This is a genomic window from Rhizobium johnstonii 3841, from assembly GCF_000009265.1.
GTDB lineage: Bacteria > Pseudomonadota > Alphaproteobacteria > Rhizobiales > Rhizobiaceae > Rhizobium > Rhizobium acaciae.
This window is the reverse complement of sequence record NC_008380.1, coordinates 781,574-803,471: the sequence shown is the minus strand read 5'-3', so window position 1 is coordinate 803,471 and position 21,898 is coordinate 781,574. Positions and strand designations below refer to the sequence as shown.

Sequence of the window (21,898 nt, the reverse complement as noted above, 5' to 3'; positions counted from 1 at the left end):
AATCGATGGCATCGACCCTGCATTCCTTCGCCAGCGCCGCAGACCTCGCCAGCAGTCTCGCCGACAAGGTCGCGGATACACTTTCGGCGGCGATTGCCGCCCGCGGAACGGCGTCCATCGCCGTTTCCGGCGGCTCCACGCCGAAGGTCTTCTTCCAGGCGCTTTCGACGCGCGACATCGCATGGGACAAGGTGACGATCACGCTTGTCGACGAACGTTTCGTGCCGGCCGACAATCCACGCTCGAACCATCTGCTGGTCGATGCCAATCTGCTGCAGAACAAGGCAAAGGCGGCACACTTCCTGCCGCTCTACCAGGATGCTGCCTCCGCGGAGGAGGCGGCAAGGCTTGCAACCGAGAAGACCAGGGCGATCAGTTCACCCTTCGATATCGTCATCCTCGGCATGGGTGGCGATGGACACACCGCCTCGTTCTTTCCCGGCGGCAGCAATCTTGCCAAGGCGATCGATGCATCGACGCCGCGCGGCATCATCACCATGGAAGCGGAAGGAGCAGGCGAGCCGCGCCTGACCTTCACCTTCTCCAGTCTTCAGGATGCCGCACTCCTGGTTCTCCATATTGAGGGCGAAGGCAAAAAAGACGTTCTCGCCAAGGCGGAAGGCAGCGGTGACGAGGCAGAAATGCCGATCCGCGCCGTTCTGCGCCGGGCCACTTCCCCGGTCGAGATCTACTGGGCTCCCTGATCAGCCTTAGATCCATTGAGATTTAGGCCAGAGCCGCCGAAACAGATAGAGACAACGAACAAGGCAGGGATATTCCATGTCCGCTCACGCACGCATTTCTGCGATCACCCATCGCATCGTCGAACGCTCGAAACCCACCCGCGAGCGCTATCTGGAACGCCTGCGCGCGGCCGCCTCGCAGGGCGTGCAGCGCTCAGTGCTTGGCTGCGCCAATCTTGCCCACGGCTTCGCGGTCTGTTCCCCCGCCGACAAGGATGCGCTCGCCGGCGACCGCATCCCCAATCTCGGCATCATCACCGCCTATAACGACATGCTCTCGGCCCACCAGCCGTTCGAGACCTATCCGGCGATCATCCGCGAGGCAGCCGCCGAAGCAGGCGGCGTGGCGCAGGTGGCCGGCGGCGTGCCGGCGATGTGCGACGGCGTCACCCAGGGACAGCCGGGCATGGAGCTCTCGCTCTTCTCGCGCGACCTGATCGCCATGTCGGCGGGCGTCGGCCTGTCGCACAACATGTTCGATGCCGCCCTCTTCCTCGGCGTCTGCGACAAGATCGTGCCGGGCCTGGTGATCGCAGCCCTGTCCTTCGGCCACCTGCCGTCGATCTTCGTTCCGGCCGGTCCGATGACCACGGGCCTGCCGAACGACGAGAAGTCGCGTGTGCGCCAGCTTTTCGCCGAAGGCAAGGTCGGACGCGCCGAACTGCTGGAGGCGGAATCGAAATCCTATCACGGCCCCGGCACCTGCACCTTCTACGGCACCGCCAATTCCAACCAGATGCTGATGGAGATCATGGGCTTCCACATGCCCGGCTCGTCCTTCATCAATCCGGGCACGCCGCTGCGCGAAGCGCTGACGCGCGAAGCCGCCAAGCGGGCGCTGGCGATCACCGCGCTCGGCAACGAATTCACGCCGGCGGGCGAGATGATCGACGAGCGCTCGGTCGTCAACGGTGTCGTCGGCCTGCATGCGACCGGCGGCTCGACCAACCATACGCTGCACCTCGTCGCCATGGCGCGGGCAGCCGGCATCCAGCTCACCTGGCAGGACATCGCCGAGCTTTCGGAAATCGTCCCGCTGCTTGCCCGCGTCTATCCGAACGGACTGGCCGACGTGAACCATTTCCAGGCGGCCGGCGGCATGGGTTTCCTGATCAAGGAACTGTTGAAGCACGGCTTGGTGCATGACGACGTGCGCACCGTCTTCGGCCAGGGTCTTGCAGCGTATACGGTCGACGCCCGTCTCGGTGGAAACGGCGCCGTCCTGCGCGAGCCGTCGCCGGAAAAAAGCGTCGATCCCAAAGTGCTCTCCAGCATCGAGACGCCGTTCCAGGCGAATGGCGGGTTGAAGATGCTGCGCGGCAATCTCGGCAAGGCGGTCATCAAGATATCCGCCGTCAAGCCGGAGCGTCACATCATCGAAGCGCCGGCGATCATCTTCCACAGCCAGCAGGCGCTGCAGGACGCCTTCAAGGAAGGCAAGCTCAACCGCGATTTCATCGCCGTCGTGCGCTTCCAGGGCCCGAAGGCGAACGGCATGCCGGAACTGCACAAGCTGACGCCACCGCTCGGCGTGCTGCAGGACCGCGGCTTCCGCGTGGCGCTGCTCACCGACGGGCGCATGTCCGGCGCATCCGGCAAGGTGCCGGCCGCGATCCACGTCACGCCGGAAGCGGTCGACGGCGGTCCGATCGCCCGCATCCGCGAGGGCGACATCATTCGCCTCGACGCGATCAAGGGCACGCTCGAGGTGCTCGTCGATGCGGCCGACATGGCCGAGCGTGAACCTGTCGTCGTCGATCTTTCCGACAATGAATTCGGGATGGGCCGCGAGCTCTTCGCACCGTTCCGCCGCGCCGTCGGACCTTCGGACCAGGGTGCGAGCGTGCTCTTCCACCACTGAGCGTGGTCACTGGAGACAGACAAAAACCCACGGGGCGCGCGCAGCACCCCGTGGGTTTTTGATTTCAGTCGGATGGCCCCTCAGGCGCGGATATCGAGAACGTAGTCGCGGTGCGCCGGATGGGTGCTGTAGACGAAGATCTTGTTCAGCTCCTTCTGCGTCAGCAGGCGCAGGAAGCGGACTTCGACCGTGTTGTTGGCGTTGACCTTCATCAGCAGGCAGCCGACCTTGGTGATGCGGGCATCCGGAATATCCAGATAGAACTGCTTCGGCAGGTTGAACTGGGTCAGGATCGCGAGTGTCGCGCTGCTCATCGAAATCCGGACAATGTCGCAGCGGCGCGAAGCCGCGTGCATGACGCCCTTTTCCGTATATTCGATGCGCGCCGCATTCATCGTGTCCTCCATCTTGAACCGCGCCTCGCGGTCATACATGAAGGATTCTTCCTTGCTCAGGAAATGAGATTTTGGCTGTGACGGATTGGAAGCGGCCACGTGCTTATCCCCCTCATAAATTGACGAGGAAAAGGTAGCAGCCGATCTTTAACAGAAAGTGAGAATTCAGCCCATCCCGCACAATTCTTAGGACTATCACCCCAAAAATGGCCGCCTCATTTCCGGTAGGTGTGACCAGTTGCGTCAAAGAGATGCAACTTCTGCCTGTCGGCGGCAAACCGCATCCTCTGGCCCTTCTTCACATCATAGATGCCGGGCAGCTTGACGACGATCGGCTCGCCGGGAACCAGGCCCTCGATATAAAGCAGCGTCACTTCGCCGAGCGCTTCGACGATCGACACTTCCCCCTCGAAAAGGTAGTCGGCGCCATCGGCAACCCGGAGATCCTCCGGACGAACGCCGAAGCTTGCCTGCTTGCCCATTTCGGATGCATCGGTTGCCACATCGAGCGTCACCGACATGCCGCCGGTCAGCGTCACCGTCGTCTGGCTTCCAGTCCCTGATATCGTCGCGGGGATGATGTTCATGGCTGGCGAGCCGATGAATTTCGCAACAAAGAGGTTTGCCGGGCGCTCGTAGAGGTCCAGCGGCGCACCGACCTGCTCGATATTGCCGGCGGAGAGAACGACGATGCGGTCGGCGAGCGTCATCGCCTCGACCTGGTCGTGGGTGACGTAGATCATCGTCGTATCGGCCATCTGTTCGTTCAGACGGGCGATCTCGATGCGGGTCGCGACGCGCAGCGCGGCATCGAGGTTGGACAGCGGCTCGTCGAACAGGAAGACCTTCGGATCGCGGCAGATGGCGCGTCCGATCGCCACGCGCTGGCGCTGGCCGCCGGAAAGCGCCTTCGGCAGGCGACCGAGATATTGGGTCAGCTGCAGGCTCTCGGCCGCCGCTTTGACGCGGCGATCGATTTCCTGCTTGCTTTCGCCGGCGATCTTCATGCCGAAAGCCATGTTATCGAACACGGTCATATGCGGGTAGAGCGCATAGGACTGGAAGACCATGGCGATGCCGCGCTTGGAGGGCGGCACGTCATTGACGAGATGGCCATCGATATACATCTCACCGCCGGTGATCGCCTCGAGACCGGCGATCATGCGCAAAAGCGTGGACTTGCCACAGCCGGACGGACCGACGAAGACGATGAATTCGCCCTGCTTGATATCGAGGTCGATACCGTGGAGAACGTCCACGGAACCGTAGGATTTGCGGATATCCTTCAGCGTCAGTCCAGTCATTTCTCTCTCCCCTTAGTTCCTAGGCAAGACGGGCGAAATACGCCCCCCAGGCCGGAATATCGATCTTGTCGCCATAGTTGTTGCTGGTAAAGCCGTGGCCCGTCAATGCCTGCCATTCTCCCGCAGGCAGAATGACGGCGGCCTCGGCCGGGCTCATGTTGAAGATGCAGAGCAGTTTCTCATTGCCATATTCACGGGTGAAGACCAGGCTATCGCCCTGTTGTTCCTCGAATTCGATCTCGCCCTTGGCAAAAGCCGGGTGCAGCTTGCGGAAGGCGATGAAGCGGCGATAGTGCTCCAGCACGGAAGCCTCGTCGCCCAGCTGGACGCTGACGGCACGCAGGATATGCTCAACCGGCACCGGCAACCAGGGCTTGACCGTCGAGAAGCCGCCCTGGGCGACCTGGCTGTCCCAGACCATCGGCGTGCGGCAGCCGTCGCGGCCCTTGAACTCCGGCCAGAACTGGATGCCATAGGGATCCTGCAGATCCTGATAGGCGAGATCGGCTTCCGTCAGTGCCAGTTCCTCGCCTTGATAGAGGCAGACGGAGCCGCGCATCGTCATCAGCAACGAGGCATAAAGCTTGGCAAAGGCGTCGTGATCGGCGACCAGCCCGCCCCAACGGCTGACATGGCGCATGACGTCGTGATTGGAGAAGGCCCAGCAGGCCCAGCCATCGGGTGCGGCGGCTTCGAAATCCTGCATCACCTCCTCGACGCGCTCCGGCGTCAGCGGATCGGGCGCCAGGAACTCGAAGGCATAGCACATATGCATCTTGTCGTTGCCCGAGGTGTATTCGCCGACGATTTCGAGGCCGCGCTGGCTATCGCCGACTTCGCCGACGGCGGCGATAGCCGGGAACTCCTCGAGAACGGCGCGAAAGCGCTTCAGAAAGGCAAGGTTTTCGGGCCGGTTCTTGTCGTAGATATGCTCCTGAAAATTATAGGGATTGACCGCCGGCGCCGTCGAGGCGTTGCGGCGCTCGGGCGCGAGCGCCGGATTGTCGCGCAGCTGCGTGTCATGGAAATAGAAATTGATGGTGTCGAGGCGGAAGCCGTCGACGCCGCGATTGAGCCAGAAGCGCACCACGTCGAGCAGACGGTCCTGCACCTCAGGATTATGCAGGTTCATGTCCGGCTGCGAAGTCAGGAAATTGTGCATGTAATATTGCATGCGCGTCGGATCCCACGCCCATGCCGAGCCGCCGAAGATCGACAGCCAGTTGTTCGGCGGCGTACCGTCCGGCTTGGCGTCGGCCCAGACATACCAGTCGGCCTTGGCATTGGTCTTGCTGGAGCGGCTTTGCACGAACCAGGGATGCTGATCCGAGCTGTGAGAGATGACGAGGTCGATCATCACGCGGATGCCGAGGCGATGAGCCTCGGCGATCATCGTGTCGAAATCCACCAGCGTGCCGAAGATCGAATCGACATTCTCGTAGTCGGAGACGTCATAACCGAAATCGCGCATCGGCGAGGTGAAGAAGGGCGAGATCCAGATCGCATCGACGCCAAGGCTTGCCACATGTGGCAGGCGGGCGGTGATGCCCTTCAGGTCGCCGATGCCGTCGCCATTCGAATCCTGGTAGGAGCGCGGGTAGATCTGGTAGATCACCGCGCCGCGCCACCAGTCCTTGTCAGGGGTCGAGATCGATTGGGAAGCCACGTTCATGGAATATCCTGTTTGAAGTCACGTTCGGGAATGGTCAGCCTCCCTTGACCGATCCCGCCAGCAGACCGCGCACCAGATAACGCTGCAGCCCGAAGAAGACGAGTAGCGGCACGATGATGGTGACGAAGGCTGACGCCGTCAAAATCTCCCAATTGCCGCCGCGCGAGCCGAGCAGCGCGTTCAGGCTGCCGGTCAGCACGATGTGGTCCTTGTCGGTGCCGAGGAAGACCATGGCGACGAGCAGGTCGTTCCACACCCACAGGAACTGGAAGATGGCGAAGGAGGCGAGTGCCGGGAAGGACAGAGGCAAAACGATGCGGACGAAGATCTCGAAATCACTCGCGCCGTCGACGCGGGCGGATTCGATGATCTCCTTCGGCAGGCCGGCGATATAGGCCCGCAAGAGATAGATGGCGAGCGGCATGCCGAAAGCGGTATGGGCCAACCAGATGCCGGGATAGGTCTTCGACGGCTGGCCGAGGATGTTGCCGATCTCGTTGTAGAGGCGCAGCAGCGGGATCAGCGACATCTGCAGTGGCACGACGATGAGGCCAACGACGAGCGCAATCAGCAGCCCGCGGCCGGGAAACTCCATCCAGCTCAGGGCATAAGCGGCGAAAGCGGCAATCAGGATCGGGATGATCGTCGCCGGAATCGTCACGGTCAGCGAGTTGATGAAGGATTGGCCGATGCCCTCGCTGGTCAGAACCGTGTTGTAGTTCTGCATCGTGAATTCCGGCGGCGCGGAGACGGATGCATAGATGCGCCGCGGGCGTTGGTCGGGCGAAAAGGCGGCGTTCTTCACATAGCGGTAGCTGCCGTCGCTATTGATCTGCAGAGTTTCGCCGTCGCCGAGATCGGCGGTCTCACCGGCCTTGAAGGCGGCCGGCTGCTGCACGCGGTTGCCGAAGGCCTTCACCTCGCGACCGGTCTGGCCTTCCAGCACATTGCCTGAGATGACGTAGCTGGCGCCCTCTTGCTTTTGCTGGTCGGGTGTACCGAGGCGGACCGCGGCGGTTTGCGTCGAGCCGACGAAGGCCGTCCACCAGCCGGAGACAACGATCTGGTCCTTGTCGCGAAGCGCGCTGACGAAAATGCCGAGCGTCGGGATGAGCCAGATGATGACGATCAGCAGAACGGCGAGATGAACGAAGAGCCGGGCGGGGCCGATCTTGAAGTAGCTTCCGATAGCGGTCATCTCAGTGCCCCTTCAGTTCGCGATTGGCGCGGCGCACGTTCCAGACCATGATCGGCGTGACGGCGAGCATGATGATGATGGCGATGACCGCACTTCGGCCGGAATCGCCGCCGCCGCGGAACATCCAGTCGAACATCAGGTTCGCTAGCACCATCGTCTGCCACTGGCCGTTGGTCATCGTCAGCACGATGTCGAAGACCTTGAGGACGAGGATGGTGATCGTCGTCCAGACGACGGCGATGGAACCCCAGACCTGCGGCACCATGATGCGCCAGAAGATCTGCCAGCCATTGGCGCCGTCGATCACGGCGGCTTCGATCGTCTCCTCGGGGATGCCGCGAAGGGCGGCCGACAGGATGACCATGGCGAAACCGGTCTGGATCCAGATCAGAATGATCATCAAGAAGAAGTTGTTCCAGAAGGGAATGGAGATCCACACCTCCGGCGTACCACCGAAGGTCTGCACGATGGCGTTCAGCAGGCCGATCTGGACGTCGTTGCCGCCGCGATATTCATAAATGAATTTCCAGATGACCGAGGCGCCGACGAAGGAGATCGCCATCGGCATGAAGACGATGCTCTTGGCGATATTGCCCCACCAGATGCGATCGGTCATCACGGCGATGACGAGGCCGAAGAAAGTGCAGGCAGCCGGCACGACGGCGAGCCAGAGAATGTTGTTGAAGATCGACTGGCGGAATTCGCGGTCGCCGAGCGCCCATTTGTAGTTGGCGAGGCCGACGAACTGCAGACCGGCACGGTCGTAGAAGGAGAGGATGAAGGTCGCAACAACCGGATAGACGAGATAGACGATGAGCAGGAAGAGCGCCGGGCCGATGAACAACCACGGCCGGACAAGCGCACGTCGGTTAAGATTGCGCGATGCGGCGCGGATGTCACCATCCTTCACCGGCAGAGCGAGATCCAGGATCTTGTTCGAAAAATAGAAATAGGCCGAGCACGCGACAACGGCAACGACCACGACGCTTAAAGCGGACACTATCTGCGACAGCATTTCGTCCCTCCCCCTGCTTCCCCTGATCTTATTCCGACCGGTTTTTATTCTGACCGGTCAACGCCGGTCATCGTCAATCTATTTGTATTGCCCAATCACAATATATCCTGCGATGGCCGGGCTCTTTGCGAGTCCGGCCAGTCATGCAAAGCCATGCCGCCGGCAAGCCGGCGGCATAATTTTGAAAGATTACTTGATGCCGTCCCAGGCGCTCTGGATTTCGCCTGCAGCCTCTTCAGCGGACTTGCCGCCGACGAAATCGACCATGCCGGTCCAGAAGGCGCCGGCGCCGATCTTGCCCGGCATCAGGTCGGAACCGTCGAAGCGGAAGGTGGTGGCGGAGGTCAGGATATCGCCTTCCTTCTTCATCTGCGGGTTGGCATAGGCCTCGGTGCTGACGCTCTTATACGGCGTCAGGAAGCTCGACTGCGCCATCCAGACCTCATGCGCGATCGGGGTCTTCAGGAAGTCGATGAAAGCGCGAGCAGCCTTCGAGTCCTTGGCGATCGAGACGAGCGTGCCGGCGCCGAGAACCGGCTTGCCGAGTTCGGGATGCGAAGCAAAGGTCGGCATGTAGAAGAAGTCGGCATCCTGACCGAGCTTCGTGCCTTCAGGGAAGAAGGACGGGATGAACGAGGCCTGATGGTGCATGTAGCACTTCGGCGGAACCGCGAAGAGGCCCTTCGGGCTGTCGCGGAAATCGGTCGAGGCCACGGCTGCGACGCCGCCATCGACGTATTTCGCGTTCTTGGCGAACTTGCCGAACTCGTCGATCGCGGCGACGACGGCCGGATCGGTGAACTTCAGCTCGTTGGTCGTCCACTTGTCGTAGGCTTCCGGCGGCTGCATGCGCAGCATGATGTCCTCGACCCAGTCGGTCGCCGGCCAGCCGGTGGCGCCGCCGGAACCGAGACCGATGCACCAGGGAACGCCGCCGTCCTTGACGATCTGGTCGGTCAGGGCATGCAGCTCTTCCATGGTCGTCGGGATCTTGTAACCGGCTTCCTCGAAATTCTCCGGAACGTACCAGACCAGCGATTTTACGTCGGCCTTATAGGGGAAGGCGTAGAAGGCTTCCTTGCCGTCCTTGCCCTTGTAGGTGCCGTAACCGACCCAGCTGTCGCCGGCGCCGTAATTGTCCTTGATCCACTTGGAGTTGTCATCGCCGAGCGGCGTCAGAAAGCCCTTGCTGGCGAGATCGGCCAGAAGGCCAGGCTGCGGCAGAACGGCAATGTTCGGCGGCGAGCCCGCCTGCGTGTCGATGACAATCTGCTGTTCGTAGTTTTCGGAAGAGGAGTATTTGGCATCGATGCCGGTGGCTTCGGTGAAATAGGCAAGCACGCTCATGAAGAACGCCTCGTCCTCGCCGCGCCACGGCCCGAAGATCGTCAGCGGCTGACCCTTCAGATCGGCATGAGCAGCCTTGAACTCGTCATAGCTCTTCCAGTTGAACTTGGAATCCTGTCCCGGGGCAAATTTCAAATCGGCCGCGGACGCAGCACCGGCAAAAAGCGCTGCCACGGCAACGCCCATCAAAAATGACTTTTTCATGTGATCAACCTCCCATCACAATCCCAACCGCGCCGAATTCCCTCAATAAGGAAATTTCAAAGCGCTTTGACCCCCAACTCATTCCACTTTCGGTGGAATGGAGTCAAGTCAATTCGCGAAAACCCGCTGTGAACACACCAGATATAGCGGCATATCGCGGCGCAATAGCGCCTATCGGGAAATATGGAGCGATTTTTCTTGAGTCAAGCGCGCCACATGATACACAATTGAAAGCGCTTTGGATGCCACTGGGAGGCGGCAGGCCTTTTCAAGACGGCAGACGGGCGGGGCCGGGAGGAAGCATAGCAGGTGAATCTCAAACAGCTATCGGAATTGCTGGGGCTGTCGCAGACGACGGTGAGCCGGGCGCTCAACGGCTATCCCGAGGTCAATGAGGCGACCCGGGAGCGTGTGCTCCAGGCTGTCAAGGAGACCGGATACCGGCCGAACAAGGCGGCGCAGCGGCTTGCGACCGGCAAGGCAGGCTCGATCGGCCTCGTCATGCCGACGGCGCCCGGCCACCAGTCCGACGTGCATTTCGGTGAATTCCTGGCCGGGCTCGGCGAAGAGGCCGTGCGCCACGATTTCCACTTCGTCATCATGCCGGCCGACCCGGATGACGAGGTGGCGGCGCTGCGCCGCCTTGCGATCAGCGGCAATGTCGATGCCCTGTTCGTCGCCTATATGCGCGGCCACGACCCGCGGCTCGCCATGCTGAAATCGCTCTCGATGCCTTATGTCGTACACGGCCGGTCCTTCGGTTCGGAGCCGGACTATCCCTATCTCGACATCGACAATGAAGGCGCCTTCTACGATGCAACGCGGCTCTTGCTGCAGCTCGGTCATACGCGCTTTGCGCTGATGAACGGACCGATGCATCTCGATTTCGCCATCCGCAGGAAGAACGGCGTCATATCGGCCCTTGCCGAGCGCGGGCTCACGCTCGAGGATGGCTGCACGAGCCACGCGCTGATGACGGACGAACAAGGCCTGCTGGCGATGGAACATTTCCTGCAATTGCCGGAGCGGCCGACGGCGATCCTCTGCTCCAGCACGGTGCTGGCGCTTGGCGCGATCCGCGCGGTCAACCAAGCCGGATTGCGGCTCGGTGAGGATATCTCGCTGATCGCCCATGACGACGTGCTGCCGCTGCTGAAACCGGAAAGCTTTTCCGTGCCGCTGACGACGACGCGCTCTTCACTGCGGGCGGCGGGCGTTCGCATCGCGCAACGGCTAATCGGCACGGTGAAGCAGGCCGGCCCCTTCCCCGACCAGGAGCTCTGGAAGACAGAGCTGATCGTCAGAGCCTCGACCGGTCCCGTTCCCCAGGCCTAGAGCCTTTCCTGGTTCAAAACTGCGGCGGTGTCTGCCCCGCGGTACGGTGGGCGGCAATGACCGTGTTGGCCATCAGCATGGCGATGGTCATCGGCCCGACGCCGCCGGGAACCGGAGTGATGGTGCTGGCGACCGCCGAGACCTCCTCGAAGGCGACGTCGCCGACGAGCCGGGTCTTGCCCTCGCCTGTTTCGGGGGCTGCCACCCGGTTGATGCCGACGTCGATGACTGTCGCACCGGGCTTGACCCAATCGGCCCTGACCATCTCCGGCCGGCCGACGGCGGCCACCAGGATATCAGCGTTGCGGCAGACCTCGGCGAGATTTTTGGTCCTGGAATGCGCAATCGTCACCGTCGCATTGGCGTTGAGCAGCAATTGCGCCATCGGCTTGCCGAACAGGTTGGAGCGGCCGATGACGACGGCGTTGAGGCCGGAGAGATCCTCGCCATGGGTGCGGCGGACGAAGACCATGGCGCCGGCCGGGGTGCAGGAGACCAGTCCGGTCTTCAGGTCGCCGGTGGCGAGCTTGCCGGCATTGACGACGCTCAGGCCGTCGACATCCTTTTCCGGCAGGATCGACTGGATGATCGCCTCGCTGTCGAGCGGCTTCGGCAAGGGCAGTTGCACCAGAATGCCGTGGATCGACGGATCGGCGTTGAGGGCAGCGACGAGAGCTGCCAGATCCTCCTGCTTCGTGTCAGCCGGCAGCGTATGCTGAACGGACTTGAAGCCGCACTCCTTGGCCATGCGGCCCTTGGAGCCGACATAGGCGTGGCTTGCCGGGTCGTCGCCGACGATGACGACCGCAAGGCCAGTGGTGACGCCGCTGCTCTTTTCCAGCGCCGCCGTCGCACTCTTGACCGTCTGAATGACCGATGCAGCTACGTTCTTTCCGTCGATTACTGTCGTCACGCGTCTCTCCGCCCTGTTTCGCGTCAATCTATGGATACTCGGCGAGCGTCAATTGCCCGCTAACGCCCTATCCTGTCGGAAAGCGGCAATGCAATAGCAAGCTTGCAAGGAAATGTTCGTTCAGCGCAGCGGCTGCCGCACTTCGAGCGCATGAACACGAAGCCGGTCACGCAGGCCGGAGATTTCGGAGCGCAGCAGCTCCATTTCGTCGACCGGCGCGGGGGCCGGCACAGGCATCGAGGGCAGTGGGGCCTGCGGCCGGGATACGGGCATTCTTTCCGCTGTGGAACTGGCGACAGGCCTACGCAGCCGGAGCAGGAAAGCCGCGGCAAGGCCGATCGCAAGGCCAGCCGCGGCACCGGCCAGCGCGCGGCCGATCAGACCATCGCTTCCCGATACTGCGGTTGCCAACGCCGGCTTCAGGAGAACGATACCACCGTTGGCGGCCGTTTCCACCGCTGCGGACGTCGCCTCTTCGAGGCGAGAGCGGGCGGCATTCGTCTTTTCGCTGAGTTCGGTCAGGCGTGACAAATCGACGCCGGTGTCCCGGCTCTGGGCGATCAGCGTGTTGCGGCGATCGTTCAGGCCCTTGCGCGCCTCGACGGCGGCCTTGGCAGTGAGGTTGGCAGTCTGGGCAAGACGGGTAAGCTCCTTGCCCATATTCTCCTTCAGACCGTCCGTTTCGGCCTGCTGCTGCAAGAGGCGCGGATGGCGCGGGCCGAGTTCGGCCGAAAGCTGCGCAAGCGTCGTTTTGGCGACGGCATATTTGTCGCGCCAGTCCTGCAGCGCCGGCGAGAGCATATCGGAGGGGAGCGAACCGTCGAGCACTTCGGCAAGTTTTGCGGCCTTGAGCCGGTCGGCCTGCGCCTTGGCGGCAAGGATGTTCTGGTCGGCGGCCTTCAAATCGGCATCGAGCCGGTCGATCTGGCGGCGAAGATCGATCGCCACCTTGACGTTGCCCTCGCCGCTCTTCGCGGTGAAGGCGGCAAGCTCCGCTTTCATCTCGTCATAGGCTTTACGCAAGGCGGTATCGGTCTCGACGTTGCCGCCGGTTCCGTCTGCCGCGGAAACCGCTTCGGCAAGCCTTGCGGCGATGCGCATGGATTTGCCGCTGTCGCCGGTCGTCACCCTGACGAGGATGGTGCCGGCGGCGGCATCGGGCAGTATCTCGACCGCATGTTTCAGCGTCGCCTCGGCGCGCGAGGCCGGATCGGCAGCAGCACCGGTCGCCGAAAGAAGATCGAGAGCGACGCCGAGCGCATTGGCGCTGGCGCCGGCAAATTCGGAATCATGATCGAGTTTCAGGGCGGCGACCGTCGAAGCAACCACCCTCGCCGACAGCAGTCCTTTCGCGGCGGCCTTGGTGAGGCCAGCGCGGCTTGCGGCATCGCTCTTCACCGCAAGCGTCGCCTCGGCACGGTAGAGGGCCGGCGAAGCTGACATCAGCGCCGGCAAGCCCGCGCCGATGATCGTCGCGGCGACCACCATCATCGCAAGGCCGATCCCGCTCGCCCGACGCCGCGGCGCTACCGGCCGGGGTGCGGCGGGTCCTTCAGGGACCGCGGCGAGCGGTTCGGGTGAGATCATCGGCTCGTCGGCCGGAACAATTAGCTCTTCATCGTCCGCCGGCTCCTGAGGAAGCGGATGGCCGACGTCGTTGGCGGCCCGGAGGCGGTTGCCAAGGATGGTTTCGATGCGGTCGACCAGCGGTGCGGTGCGCGCCGTTCTTCCGCGCTGTTCTTCCAGCGCGCGGCCGATGGCGCGCAGCAACTCGGCTTCGGGCGGCGCGATATCCGGCCGGTTCGACCGGGACACCCCATAGGTATCCTCATGAGCACGCGGCCCTGCGGCTGCGCGATCCTGGAAGCTGTTTCTGGCCCTGATATCGTACATTTGCGCCACATCTCATGCACATGATGGCCGAGTTCGCTCATCCGCACGGATGCAGATGATTAAGCCACTCTAAATATTCATGGCAAAGAAATGGTTAACCACTGCAGGCAAGAACTAAGCATAATTCCTCAAATCGGAAACGATTTGAGGACAAAATTATGCGGCAATTTAAGATGCTGCAGCGTTCTTTGCGCGACTGAAAAGACGCGCGGCGCGGTAGGTCAGCCTGCCTTCTTACGATCCGAGTGCGGCTGCAGCGCGCTGCCGTGCTCTTCCGGATGGCTGAGGATCCTTTCGCGCCGGCGGAAGCGGTAGCGCAGGACATGGAAGAGGAAGACCGGGATTCCGATGACGTAACGGCGCCAGAGGCGCGTCGGCTCCTGCAGCAGGCGATAGGCCCATTCCAGGCGCATCATCCGCACCGTCCTCGGCGCGCGTGGGACGGCGCCGGAGACGAAGTCGAAGAGAGCGCCCACCGTCAGCACCAGACGCGCATGATCGGAGCGGATATTGTTGTGAACCCATTTCTCCTGCAGCGGCGTCCCCATGCCGACGATCAGGATGTCGACCTTCTGGCGCTCGAGTTCCTCAATGACATCAGTGGGATCGACCTTGTCGAAGTAGCCGTCGGAAACGACGACGAATTCGTGCCAGGGCGTGTGCCTGCGAAAATTTTCCGCCGCCGCCTCGACGACCGAGCGCTTGCCACCGATGAGGCCGATGCGGCGCGGAACCTCCATGAAGGTCAGGAAGGCCGGTACGAAATCCGTGCCGTTCAGATTGGCCGGAAACGGCGCGCCATGGGCGATCTGCGATGCAATGTTGAGGCCGATGCCATCGGGCAGCACCAGATTGTGCGACATGATCCGGTAATATTCGTCGTCGTGCAGCGCGGTCAGCATGTTGTGGGCGTTGACGAAGCAAACCACGGTCTGGCCGACCGGAATGGAGGCCAGCTCGTTGATGAAAACGAGGGCGTCGTCCCAGCCGAGATCGCAGACCGGCAGATCGAAGATCGTCCGCCGCGATGCGAGCACCGCGAAGTTTGCAATCAGATTCATTCCTACCTCCTGCCGAGGGTGCTGCATGCGCCCGACATCCCGGAAAACAAGCCCATATTTCCGCACCAGATGCCTCGAAAGGACCGGTCGCGTCCCGCCAGGTGGGCGTCGCTCCGATCCCGGATAAGCGGCGCATGCCAAGCTGTGGCACCTGATATAACAGGACGGTTTCAAACAACCCTTAGGAAAATTCCTTGAATTTCCATGCTCGTATAAGTGGTTTATTAACCACACGAGCCAACGACAAACGGCGCCCTCGGGCGCCGTTTGTCGTTGCTGATCTGATAATGTCTAGTGGGCGGCTGGCGCCGGTGCTTCGGTGGCCGGGGCGGTCTCGACGATCTTGACGGGTGTGCCCACCTTCTTCGGCTGACCGGCGGAGCTTTCCTTGACCTCTTCCTTGGAGAGATAGTCGAGCTGCTCCAGCATCACGTCGGCGACGTATTCGCCGCCGAGGCGCTCGTTCATGCCCTTCTTGATCTCTTCGCGGAAAGCCTTCGGATCGAAGGATTTGATATGGGCGATATCGACCATCTTGTTGCCGACCAGCAGGCTGAAAAGCTCGTCCGTCGTCATCTCGCTCAGCGGCAACGTCACGCCTTTCAGCATGTCCTTGTTCATCATGAACGAAACGCGGCCGAGGAAATAGCCGGTGATCGCACCGTTGCCGATGATCGGCACCGTGATCGTTTCGCCCTTCACCAGTTCAAGCGCACTCTGCTTGGAATCCGTTGCTGCGGGCGCCGGCGCGGTCGCCAGGTACACCGAGAAATAGACCGATGCCAAGGTGATGGCGCAAACCCAGATACCGGTGAGGACGAGCTTGATCATCAGTTTCCACGCGCGGCGAATTGTTCCTGGGAATAGGTGCCGTCGGCGTCGGCGTCCTGAACTGCGTTCTTCAGCAGGTCGGCGACAGCGCGAACCGCTTCGAGATGCGCCTCGACGCGACGGGCATTGAGAACCAGCTTCTTCTTCAGGCCGTGCAGCTGATCGAGATGGGCAGCGGCAAGCTCGGCCGGATCGGTATCGCGGAAAAGCATCGACAGCTCGTAGAGGCAGCGGCTCTTATGCGCATTGGAGACCTTGAGATCGAACTGCGGATCGTTGCCGATCCGCGTGTTCTCATTGTCGATGATCATTTCGAGGCGTCCGAGAACGGATTTGATCCTGTATTCGTTCGAAATTATTTCCATTGTACCCTCGATTATGCGTCGCTTAGAGCATGATGCCGAAAAGTGTGATCGGTTTTCGGACGACATCATGCTCTAACTATATAATTTAGAACAGGATTCAGATTTCCGGCCCGTTGGCCTGAAATCATCCTGTTCTATCAGCCTTGGCGTCCGCCGTCGGCGTGCCAAAGGTCTTGCGCTGGAAGTCGTCGATCATGCTGAGCGCAGTGTTGCGGTCATCGTCGTCGGTGGAGGCATTGACGATCTTGCCTTCCTGGCGGCGCAACTGCTCGCTGTACATCTGCTTGGCGATGCCGATGCCGTCTCCCTTGGCCATGACGTTGCCGAGCTGTTCTGCCATCATGCCTTTCCAGATATCGCCGGTCGCGCCCTTGCCGTAGACGTCTTCGCTTTCGTTCGGCAGCATGGACTTGACGAAATTCTGCAGGACCATGGCCTCGAACTTCCGGTAGCTTTCCGGAACTTCCTCGGTCTTGGTGCGGTTCTGGATGTTGGCGAGGCCGCTCTTCTGGCCGACATGATCGAGAACGTCGACCGTATTGGAGAAGCCCTTGCCATTCTCGGCGAGGCTCGTTGCGGCAAAGGCCGCACGATTTGCCTTCAACTTTTCTTGGGCCGCCTGGACCTCCATGGGGTCGGCAGCTTTGACAACGTCCAGGACCAGATCACTGGGGGGCGAAATAGCCACGTTACAATCCTCTGAATTTAAGATCGTAACGACTATGGTTTTTGAAGCTTGCTGGAGGCTGGCGTTGCGAATTGCTGATCGATGACATCGTAGACGGCATTGTCATCGGCCTCGCGGCGCTCGACTTCCAGGGCTTCCTTCATGCCGTCTTCGAGGCGGTCGCCCTTGGCGCGCTCGCGCGTCAGCCGCATCTCGTGGATCTGCTGCATGCCGGTCAGCTGCTGGTCCTTGATGGTGAGCCTGCCGAATCGGTCGGCGTAATTCTGCGAAAAGGCGTGGTGGACGGGGTCCATCGAGCCGAGCGCGAGGATGACGTCGTCCATCGCCACATTGACCTCGACACGCTGACGGCTGGTTTCGGCCAGGTCGTTCTCGGCCATTCTTTCGATATGCCGCTGCACCGAGAGCAGCCGCTTGAGCTTCTGGGAGCGCTTCTTTTCGATCATATCAGCCTCATCGCCCGATATAGATCGAGCCGAAGGACTGGCCGAACTGGCTGACCATCGCCGCAATCGAGAAATAGATCAGGAAGAGCCCGCCCATCAGCAGATAGGGCGTGGAGATGAAGTAGACCGGGATCTGCGGCGCCAGCTTGTTGATGAAACCGATCGAGACGTTGAAGATCAGGCCATAGATCAAAAACGGACTCGACAGCCGCAGCATGATGTAGGTGGTCTGCTCCAGCGTATCGGTAAAGGAGATCAGCGTCGCGCGCATCTGCATCAGGCCGCCGAAGGGCATGGTCGTATAGGAATCGATCAGCGCGCGGAAGACGATGTGATGGAAATCCATGATGAAGAGGATCATCATGCCGGCAAAGGTGATAAAGGCCGACAGGCTGGTCTCCGGCGTGTCTTCGAGGATGTCGGCGGAACCCGGCTGGGTGTAGCCGACCATCATGGCGGTGATCGAGGCGGCGAACTGCATGCCGAGCGTGTAGATCCTCGCCAGCATGCCATACATCACGCCGATCAGCGATTCGCTGAAGATCAGGCCGATATAGGTTCCGGCACCGGTGTGAACGGCCGGATAGACGGTATCCCAGAGCAACGGCATGACGGCGATCGAGAGCGCGCCGGCGATGAAGACGCGCAGCTGTTGGGGCACGCGCGCCGAGGAAAAACCCGGAAGAGCCAGCACACAGCCACCGATCCGGCAGAAAACCAGAAACAGCGCGAGAACGGTCCCTTGCGGGTCTGTTATCATGAAATAGAGCCCAAAATCTTTATCTCGATGCCCTTGGCCAGTTCGACATGCGACAGGATCGGGAGCGTGGCGAACAGCCTCTCGATGATCATGCGCACATAGGAGCGTGTTTCCGGCGACGTGACAAGGGCGAATGGCAGGCCGCGATCCATGAACTCACGGATAACTTTGGTGGCCTGTTCGCTGAACTCCTCCAGGCTGCGCGGATCGATGTCGAATTCGATCACCTCGCCCTTGGCGTCGCGCTTCAGCGCCTGGTGGAAAGCCAGATCCCATTTGCTGCCCAGCCGCAGCACGCGCAGCACGCCGTTGTCGGCGAGATCGCCGCAAAGCTGCTGGGCCATGCGGATGCGGACATGCTCGACGATCTGCTCGGTCTTCCTGACATGCGGAGCGAGCTCGGCCACCGCCTCGAGAATGAGGTGCAGGTTGCGGATCGAGACACGTTCGGCAAGCAGCAGCTTCAACACTGCCTGCAGGCCGGAATAGGACATGTGCGACGAGCAGATCTCGTCAGCGAGCTTCTTGTATTCGGGGTCGAGCCGATCGATCAGCACCTTGACGTCCTTGTAGGACAGCAGCTGCGGCAGGTTGTTGCGGATGACCTCGCTCATATGGGTCAGCACGACGGAGACATTGTCGATCGGCTGGAAGCCCTCGCGTTTCAGATCGTCGGCGAAGTTTTCGAGGATCGAGACGGCAGGCATGCCGAAAGCGGGTTCGCGGATTTCGTCGCCGGGAATGCTCGGCCGGCGGCCGGCGCCGGTAACGACGAGGACTTCGCCGACGCGCAGCAGGTTGGAAGCGACGGTCGTGCCGTGGATACGGATCTGATAGGACTTCTCGGCGATGGCGATATCGTCGGTCACCTTGATCTCGGGCACGACGAAGCCGTATTGGGTGGCGAACTTCTTGCGCATCTTGCCGACGCGGAAGGCGAGCTCCTGGTGGGCGCCGAGCAGGCGCGTCGAGACCATCTTGCCGAGTGCGAGCTCGATTTCGGAGGTGCGCAGCACTGCCTTGACCGAATCCTTTTCCAGTTCCTTGTTCTGGACGACCTTCTTTTCTTCCTGCTCGCGGCGAAGCATGTTCTCTGCCTCGACCTGACGTGGGATGAACCAGGCGCCGAAGGCGAGAAGACCGCCGAGGACCACGAAGGGCACAAACGGCAGACCCGGCATCAAGGCCAGGATGAACATCAGCACCGCCGAGACGGAAAGCGCACGCGGATAACCGCTCAACTGGTTGACGACCGCCTGGTCGGTGGAGCCGGTGGTGCCGCCGCGAGAGACGAGAAGGCCGGCGGCCAGCGAGACGATGAGAGCCGGCATCTGTGCGACGAGGCCGTCGCCGACCGAGAGCTTGACGAAGACGTCAGCGGCTTCGCCGATCGGCATGCCGTGGCGGAAATAGCCGATGATGATGCCGCCGAAAATGTTGATGCAGGTGATGATCAGGCCGGCGACGGCATCGCCGCGCACGAACTTCGACGCACCGTCCATCGCACCGAAGAAGGAGCTTTCCTCCTCGAGTTCCCTGCGCCGGCGCTGGGCTTCCCTCTCGTCGATGATGCCGGCCGAGAGATCGGCGTCGATCGACATCTGCTTGCCGGGGATGGCGTCCAGGGTGAAACGCGCGCCGACTTCGGCGATACGCGTGGCGCCCTTGGTGATGACGATGAAGTTGATGGTGATGAGGATCAGGAAGACGATCAGACCGATGACGAAGTCGCCGGACATCACCAGGCTTGCGAAACCGGCGATGACGCCGCCTGCCGCATCGTGGCCCTCATGGCCATGCGAAAGGATCACGCGTGTCGTCGCGATGTTCAGCGCCAGCCGGGTCATCGTCGCGATCAGCAAAATGGTCGGGAAAGACGAGAAATCCAGCGGTTTCTGGATCCACAGCGCGACCATCAGGATCAGCACCGAGAAGGCGATCGAGAAGGCCAGTCCCATATCGATCAGGAACGGCGGGATCGGCAGGAAGAGGATGCAGATGATACCGATGATGCCGAGGGCAAAACCGACATCGCGCAGGCTCGGGGCGACTTTTGGAATGGGGAGTGCAGGTGGTTGCGCCATGACGATTCCGTCTCTTCATGAGAGGAGGCGGACACGCAGCCCGCCCAATTCGGATCGAGAGTTAAATGGCGAAGCTTGCGCGAAGGTGGCTCAGAGCGGTTCAGCTTCTCATGGAAGGGTAGAACCGCTCTAGCCTTTGTTTCTACGCAATCCCGGACGCAAAACCGCTGCACACTTTTGCTGGAATTGCTCTAGAAGCCGGACTGGATGCGCGAGAAGACCAGATTGGTGAAAATCGAGATCTGCGAGCCGACGAACGGCGCCGTGACGCCGACCGTGATCAGCACGGCGACGATCTTCGGCACGAAGGTCAGTGTCGCTTCCTGCACCTGGGTCAGCGCCTGGATCAAGGCAATGACGAGACCCACCACCATCGCCGCGATGACGGCGGGACCGGCGGCAATCAGGACGGTCCAGATCGCCGCCTGAAACAGATCCAATGCATCAGCTTCATTCATCCGAAGGCAACCTCATATCGCCTTGAAGCGGCCCCGCCAAGGCCGGACCGCCATTGATTGGTATCACCCGAGCTATGCGGCGCACCGGCGCCTTGGGTATCAGGTATCGCTGGTCGGCGCCTTGTCGGCAATAGTGATTCCCGCCTGCACGAGTATATTACCACCATCCGTGGTCGTCGCTATGATTCCGTCCGAATAAACCTTGACGGATTCGATGGTGCCTTTGACGGTGCCGTCGGCGCTTTCCATATATTTGCCGACGTAGCTGCTGGCCTGGGTGAGGCTCGAGCTTGCGAGCAGCGTGTCGAGCTTGGTGTTGGTTTGGATCGTCTGCTCGACCTGCGAGAAGCTCGCCAGCTGCGACATCTGCTCGCTGGCGTCGACCGGATCGGTCGGATCCTGGTTCTTCATCTGCGCGATGAGCAGTTGAAGGAAATTGTCGTAGTTCAGCGTCGCCTTCGACTGGGCCGTGCTCGTCGTGCTTGTCGTGCTCGACGTGCTCACGCTCGATGTTGCATCTACCGCCATGGTGCAATCTCCCTGCGAATCTGCTCGACCATCGTCGGCGGCATTTCGTGGTTGTTGAGGATATTGTCTTCGATCGCGTAGAGACCGCGGATCGCCTTGAGCGCGTCGAAGGCGCGGCCGGTCGAGACGAGCGCATCGATGCGCTTCAGTTCGGCGAGGATCTCCTCGTTCCTGAAGCAGGAGAGCAGCATGGTGATCGACTTGCGGAACAACGCCGTCGAATGGTCCTTGCCCTCAGGGTTGATGAGGATCATCTGCGCGATGAAATAGAGCTGACGCAGCGGCGTCGTGGCTCCCTCCGGCTGGAGGACATGGTTTTCGAGAAGGAACGTCACATCATTCAGGAATTCCAGCGCGACCTTCCGGTCCACGCGCAGGACGGCGCCGTTGATGAAGATTCTTTCTCCGGCTTTCAGAGAAATGCGAAGTGTACTTTTCATTTAAGTCCATCCCTGATGATGGTGGTAACGTCGATGATGCCCTGGTAGTTATTAGACTGACGTTTTCTGATCCTGTCGCATTCCTTCAATATCCAGATCGCGATCGAGATGAGGTTGGCCCTGAGCTCGATCTCCAGCTGGTTGTCGGGATGTTTCAGATCCTCGATGAAGCTGATCCACACCCGGCGGGTATAAAACAGGGCTTCAATGGCTTCCCGGCCGTATTTTTCCTTTTCGCGCGCCAACGACAGCAGGTCTATGGACCGGTCAAGAACCTGCCATTCCCGCTCTTTCGCGTCGGCCACCGAGTCCTGCATGACTTCGGCATATGAGAACTGATACATTCATGCATCCTTC

Annotated in this window: 22 protein-coding genes; 3 read left to right on the top strand and 19 right to left on the bottom strand. The window is 61.1% G+C overall.

What is annotated here, in order from left to right:
* The first annotated feature begins 5 nt into the window (after window positions 1-5).
* Together pgl and edd are read left to right on the top strand one after the other, a co-directional pair.
* The gene (pgl, locus tag RL_RS03940) at window positions 6-704 is read left to right on the top strand and encodes a 6-phosphogluconolactonase (protein WP_011650506.1); all 699 of its coding nucleotides are present in this window, start codon (window positions 6-8) and stop codon (window positions 702-704) included.
* Between the two features lie 76 nt (window positions 705-780).
* Window positions 781-2,604, top strand: coding sequence for a phosphogluconate dehydratase (edd, locus tag RL_RS03935; protein WP_011650505.1), 1,824 nt, complete (start codon window positions 781-783; stop codon window positions 2,602-2,604).
* An 80-nt stretch (window positions 2,605-2,684) separates the two neighbouring features.
* Here edd and RL_RS03930 read toward each other — a convergent pair whose 3' ends face one another.
* From RL_RS03930 to RL_RS03905, 6 genes are all read right to left on the bottom strand, one after another.
* The gene (locus tag RL_RS03930) at window positions 2,685-3,038 is read right to left on the bottom strand and encodes a hypothetical protein (RefSeq protein ID WP_008523602.1); all 354 of its coding nucleotides are present in this window, start codon (window positions 3,036-3,038) and stop codon (window positions 2,685-2,687) included.
* A 176-nt stretch (window positions 3,039-3,214) separates the two neighbouring features.
* Window positions 3,215-4,303, bottom strand: coding sequence for an ABC transporter ATP-binding protein (locus RL_RS03925; RefSeq protein WP_011650503.1), 1,089 nt, complete (start codon window positions 4,301-4,303; stop codon window positions 3,215-3,217).
* A gap of 19 nt (window positions 4,304-4,322) precedes the next feature.
* Complete coding sequence (locus tag RL_RS03920) at window positions 4,323-5,975, bottom strand: alpha-glucosidase (protein ID WP_011650502.1); 1,653 nt, start codon at window positions 5,973-5,975, stop codon at window positions 4,323-4,325.
* A gap of 34 nt (window positions 5,976-6,009) precedes the next feature.
* Window positions 6,010-7,173, bottom strand: a complete 1,164-nt coding sequence (locus RL_RS03915; RefSeq protein WP_011650501.1) for a carbohydrate ABC transporter permease — start codon at window positions 7,171-7,173, stop codon at window positions 6,010-6,012.
* A gap of 1 nt (window position 7,174) precedes the next feature.
* Window positions 7,175-8,188 carry a carbohydrate ABC transporter permease gene (locus tag RL_RS03910; RefSeq protein WP_011650500.1) on the bottom strand — a complete coding sequence of 338 codons (1,014 nt, stop codon included), beginning with the start codon at window positions 8,186-8,188 and terminating at the stop codon, window positions 7,175-7,177.
* A gap of 189 nt (window positions 8,189-8,377) precedes the next feature.
* Window positions 8,378-9,739 carry an ABC transporter substrate-binding protein gene (locus RL_RS03905; RefSeq protein WP_011650499.1) on the bottom strand — a complete coding sequence of 454 codons (1,362 nt, stop codon included), beginning with the start codon at window positions 9,737-9,739 and terminating at the stop codon, window positions 8,378-8,380.
* A 309-nt stretch (window positions 9,740-10,048) separates the two neighbouring features.
* Here RL_RS03905 and RL_RS03900 point away from each other — a divergent pair, with 309 nt between their 5' ends.
* Complete coding sequence (locus tag RL_RS03900) at window positions 10,049-11,074, top strand: LacI family DNA-binding transcriptional regulator (RefSeq protein WP_011650498.1); 1,026 nt, start codon at window positions 10,049-10,051, stop codon at window positions 11,072-11,074.
* A 13-nt stretch (window positions 11,075-11,087) separates the two neighbouring features.
* On the opposite strand, the gene folD is transcribed toward RL_RS03900, so the two are convergent.
* The 13 genes from folD to flaF form a co-directional block, all read right to left on the bottom strand.
* Window positions 11,088-11,987: a bifunctional methylenetetrahydrofolate dehydrogenase/methenyltetrahydrofolate cyclohydrolase FolD gene (folD, locus tag RL_RS03895; RefSeq protein WP_011650497.1), complete on the bottom strand. Its 900-nt coding sequence runs from the start codon at window positions 11,985-11,987 to the stop codon at window positions 11,088-11,090.
* Window positions 11,988-12,107: 120 nt separating this feature from the next.
* Window positions 12,108-13,880 carry a succinoglycan biosynthesis protein exop gene (locus RL_RS03890; protein WP_041936174.1) on the bottom strand — a complete coding sequence of 591 codons (1,773 nt, stop codon included), beginning with the start codon at window positions 13,878-13,880 and terminating at the stop codon, window positions 12,108-12,110.
* A 221-nt stretch (window positions 13,881-14,101) separates the two neighbouring features.
* On the bottom strand, window positions 14,102-14,941 hold the full coding sequence (locus RL_RS03885; RefSeq protein ID WP_041936173.1) for a WecB/TagA/CpsF family glycosyltransferase: 840 nt from the start codon (window positions 14,939-14,941) through the stop codon (window positions 14,102-14,104).
* A gap of 291 nt (window positions 14,942-15,232) precedes the next feature.
* Entirely contained in the window at window positions 15,233-15,772 is a 540-nt protein-coding gene (locus RL_RS03880; protein WP_011650494.1) for a hypothetical protein, read from the bottom strand.
* Window positions 15,772-16,137: a hypothetical protein gene (locus RL_RS03875; RefSeq protein ID WP_003545575.1), complete on the bottom strand. Its 366-nt coding sequence runs from the start codon at window positions 16,135-16,137 to the stop codon at window positions 15,772-15,774. Before RL_RS03875 ends, RL_RS03880 begins: the two co-directional genes overlap by 1 nt.
* 124 nt (window positions 16,138-16,261) lie before the next feature.
* Window positions 16,262-16,825 (bottom strand): rod-binding protein, encoded by a 564-nt coding sequence (locus tag RL_RS03870; RefSeq protein WP_011650492.1) that lies wholly within the window; start codon window positions 16,823-16,825, stop codon window positions 16,262-16,264.
* A gap of 32 nt (window positions 16,826-16,857) precedes the next feature.
* Window positions 16,858-17,271 carry a hypothetical protein gene (locus RL_RS03865; RefSeq protein WP_003545570.1) on the bottom strand — a complete coding sequence of 138 codons (414 nt, stop codon included), beginning with the start codon at window positions 17,269-17,271 and terminating at the stop codon, window positions 16,858-16,860.
* Window positions 17,272-17,278: 7 nt separating this feature from the next.
* Window positions 17,279-18,031, bottom strand: a complete 753-nt coding sequence (locus RL_RS03860) for a flagellar biosynthetic protein FliR (RefSeq protein ID WP_003545568.1) — start codon at window positions 18,029-18,031, stop codon at window positions 17,279-17,281.
* Window positions 18,028-20,115, bottom strand: coding sequence for a flagellar biosynthesis protein FlhA (flhA, locus tag RL_RS03855; protein WP_011650491.1), 2,088 nt, complete (start codon window positions 20,113-20,115; stop codon window positions 18,028-18,030). The genes RL_RS03860 and flhA overlap by 4 nt, the downstream gene beginning before the upstream one ends.
* 191 nt (window positions 20,116-20,306) lie before the next feature.
* Entirely contained in the window at window positions 20,307-20,573 is a 267-nt protein-coding gene (gene fliQ, locus RL_RS03850) for a flagellar biosynthesis protein FliQ (protein ID WP_009992823.1), read from the bottom strand.
* Window positions 20,574-20,672: 99 nt separating this feature from the next.
* Window positions 20,673-21,101 (bottom strand): flagellar hook assembly protein FlgD, encoded by a 429-nt coding sequence (gene flgD, locus RL_RS03845; protein WP_011650490.1) that lies wholly within the window; start codon window positions 21,099-21,101, stop codon window positions 20,673-20,675.
* Window positions 21,092-21,541, bottom strand: a complete 450-nt coding sequence (flbT, locus tag RL_RS03840) for a flagellar biosynthesis repressor FlbT (RefSeq protein ID WP_011650489.1) — start codon at window positions 21,539-21,541, stop codon at window positions 21,092-21,094. The genes flgD and flbT overlap by 10 nt, the downstream gene beginning before the upstream one ends.
* Complete coding sequence (gene flaF, locus RL_RS03835; RefSeq protein WP_003545562.1) at window positions 21,538-21,885, bottom strand: flagellar biosynthesis regulator FlaF; 348 nt, start codon at window positions 21,883-21,885, stop codon at window positions 21,538-21,540. The genes flbT and flaF overlap by 4 nt, the downstream gene beginning before the upstream one ends.
* Between the last annotated feature and the right edge of the window lie 13 nt (window positions 21,886-21,898).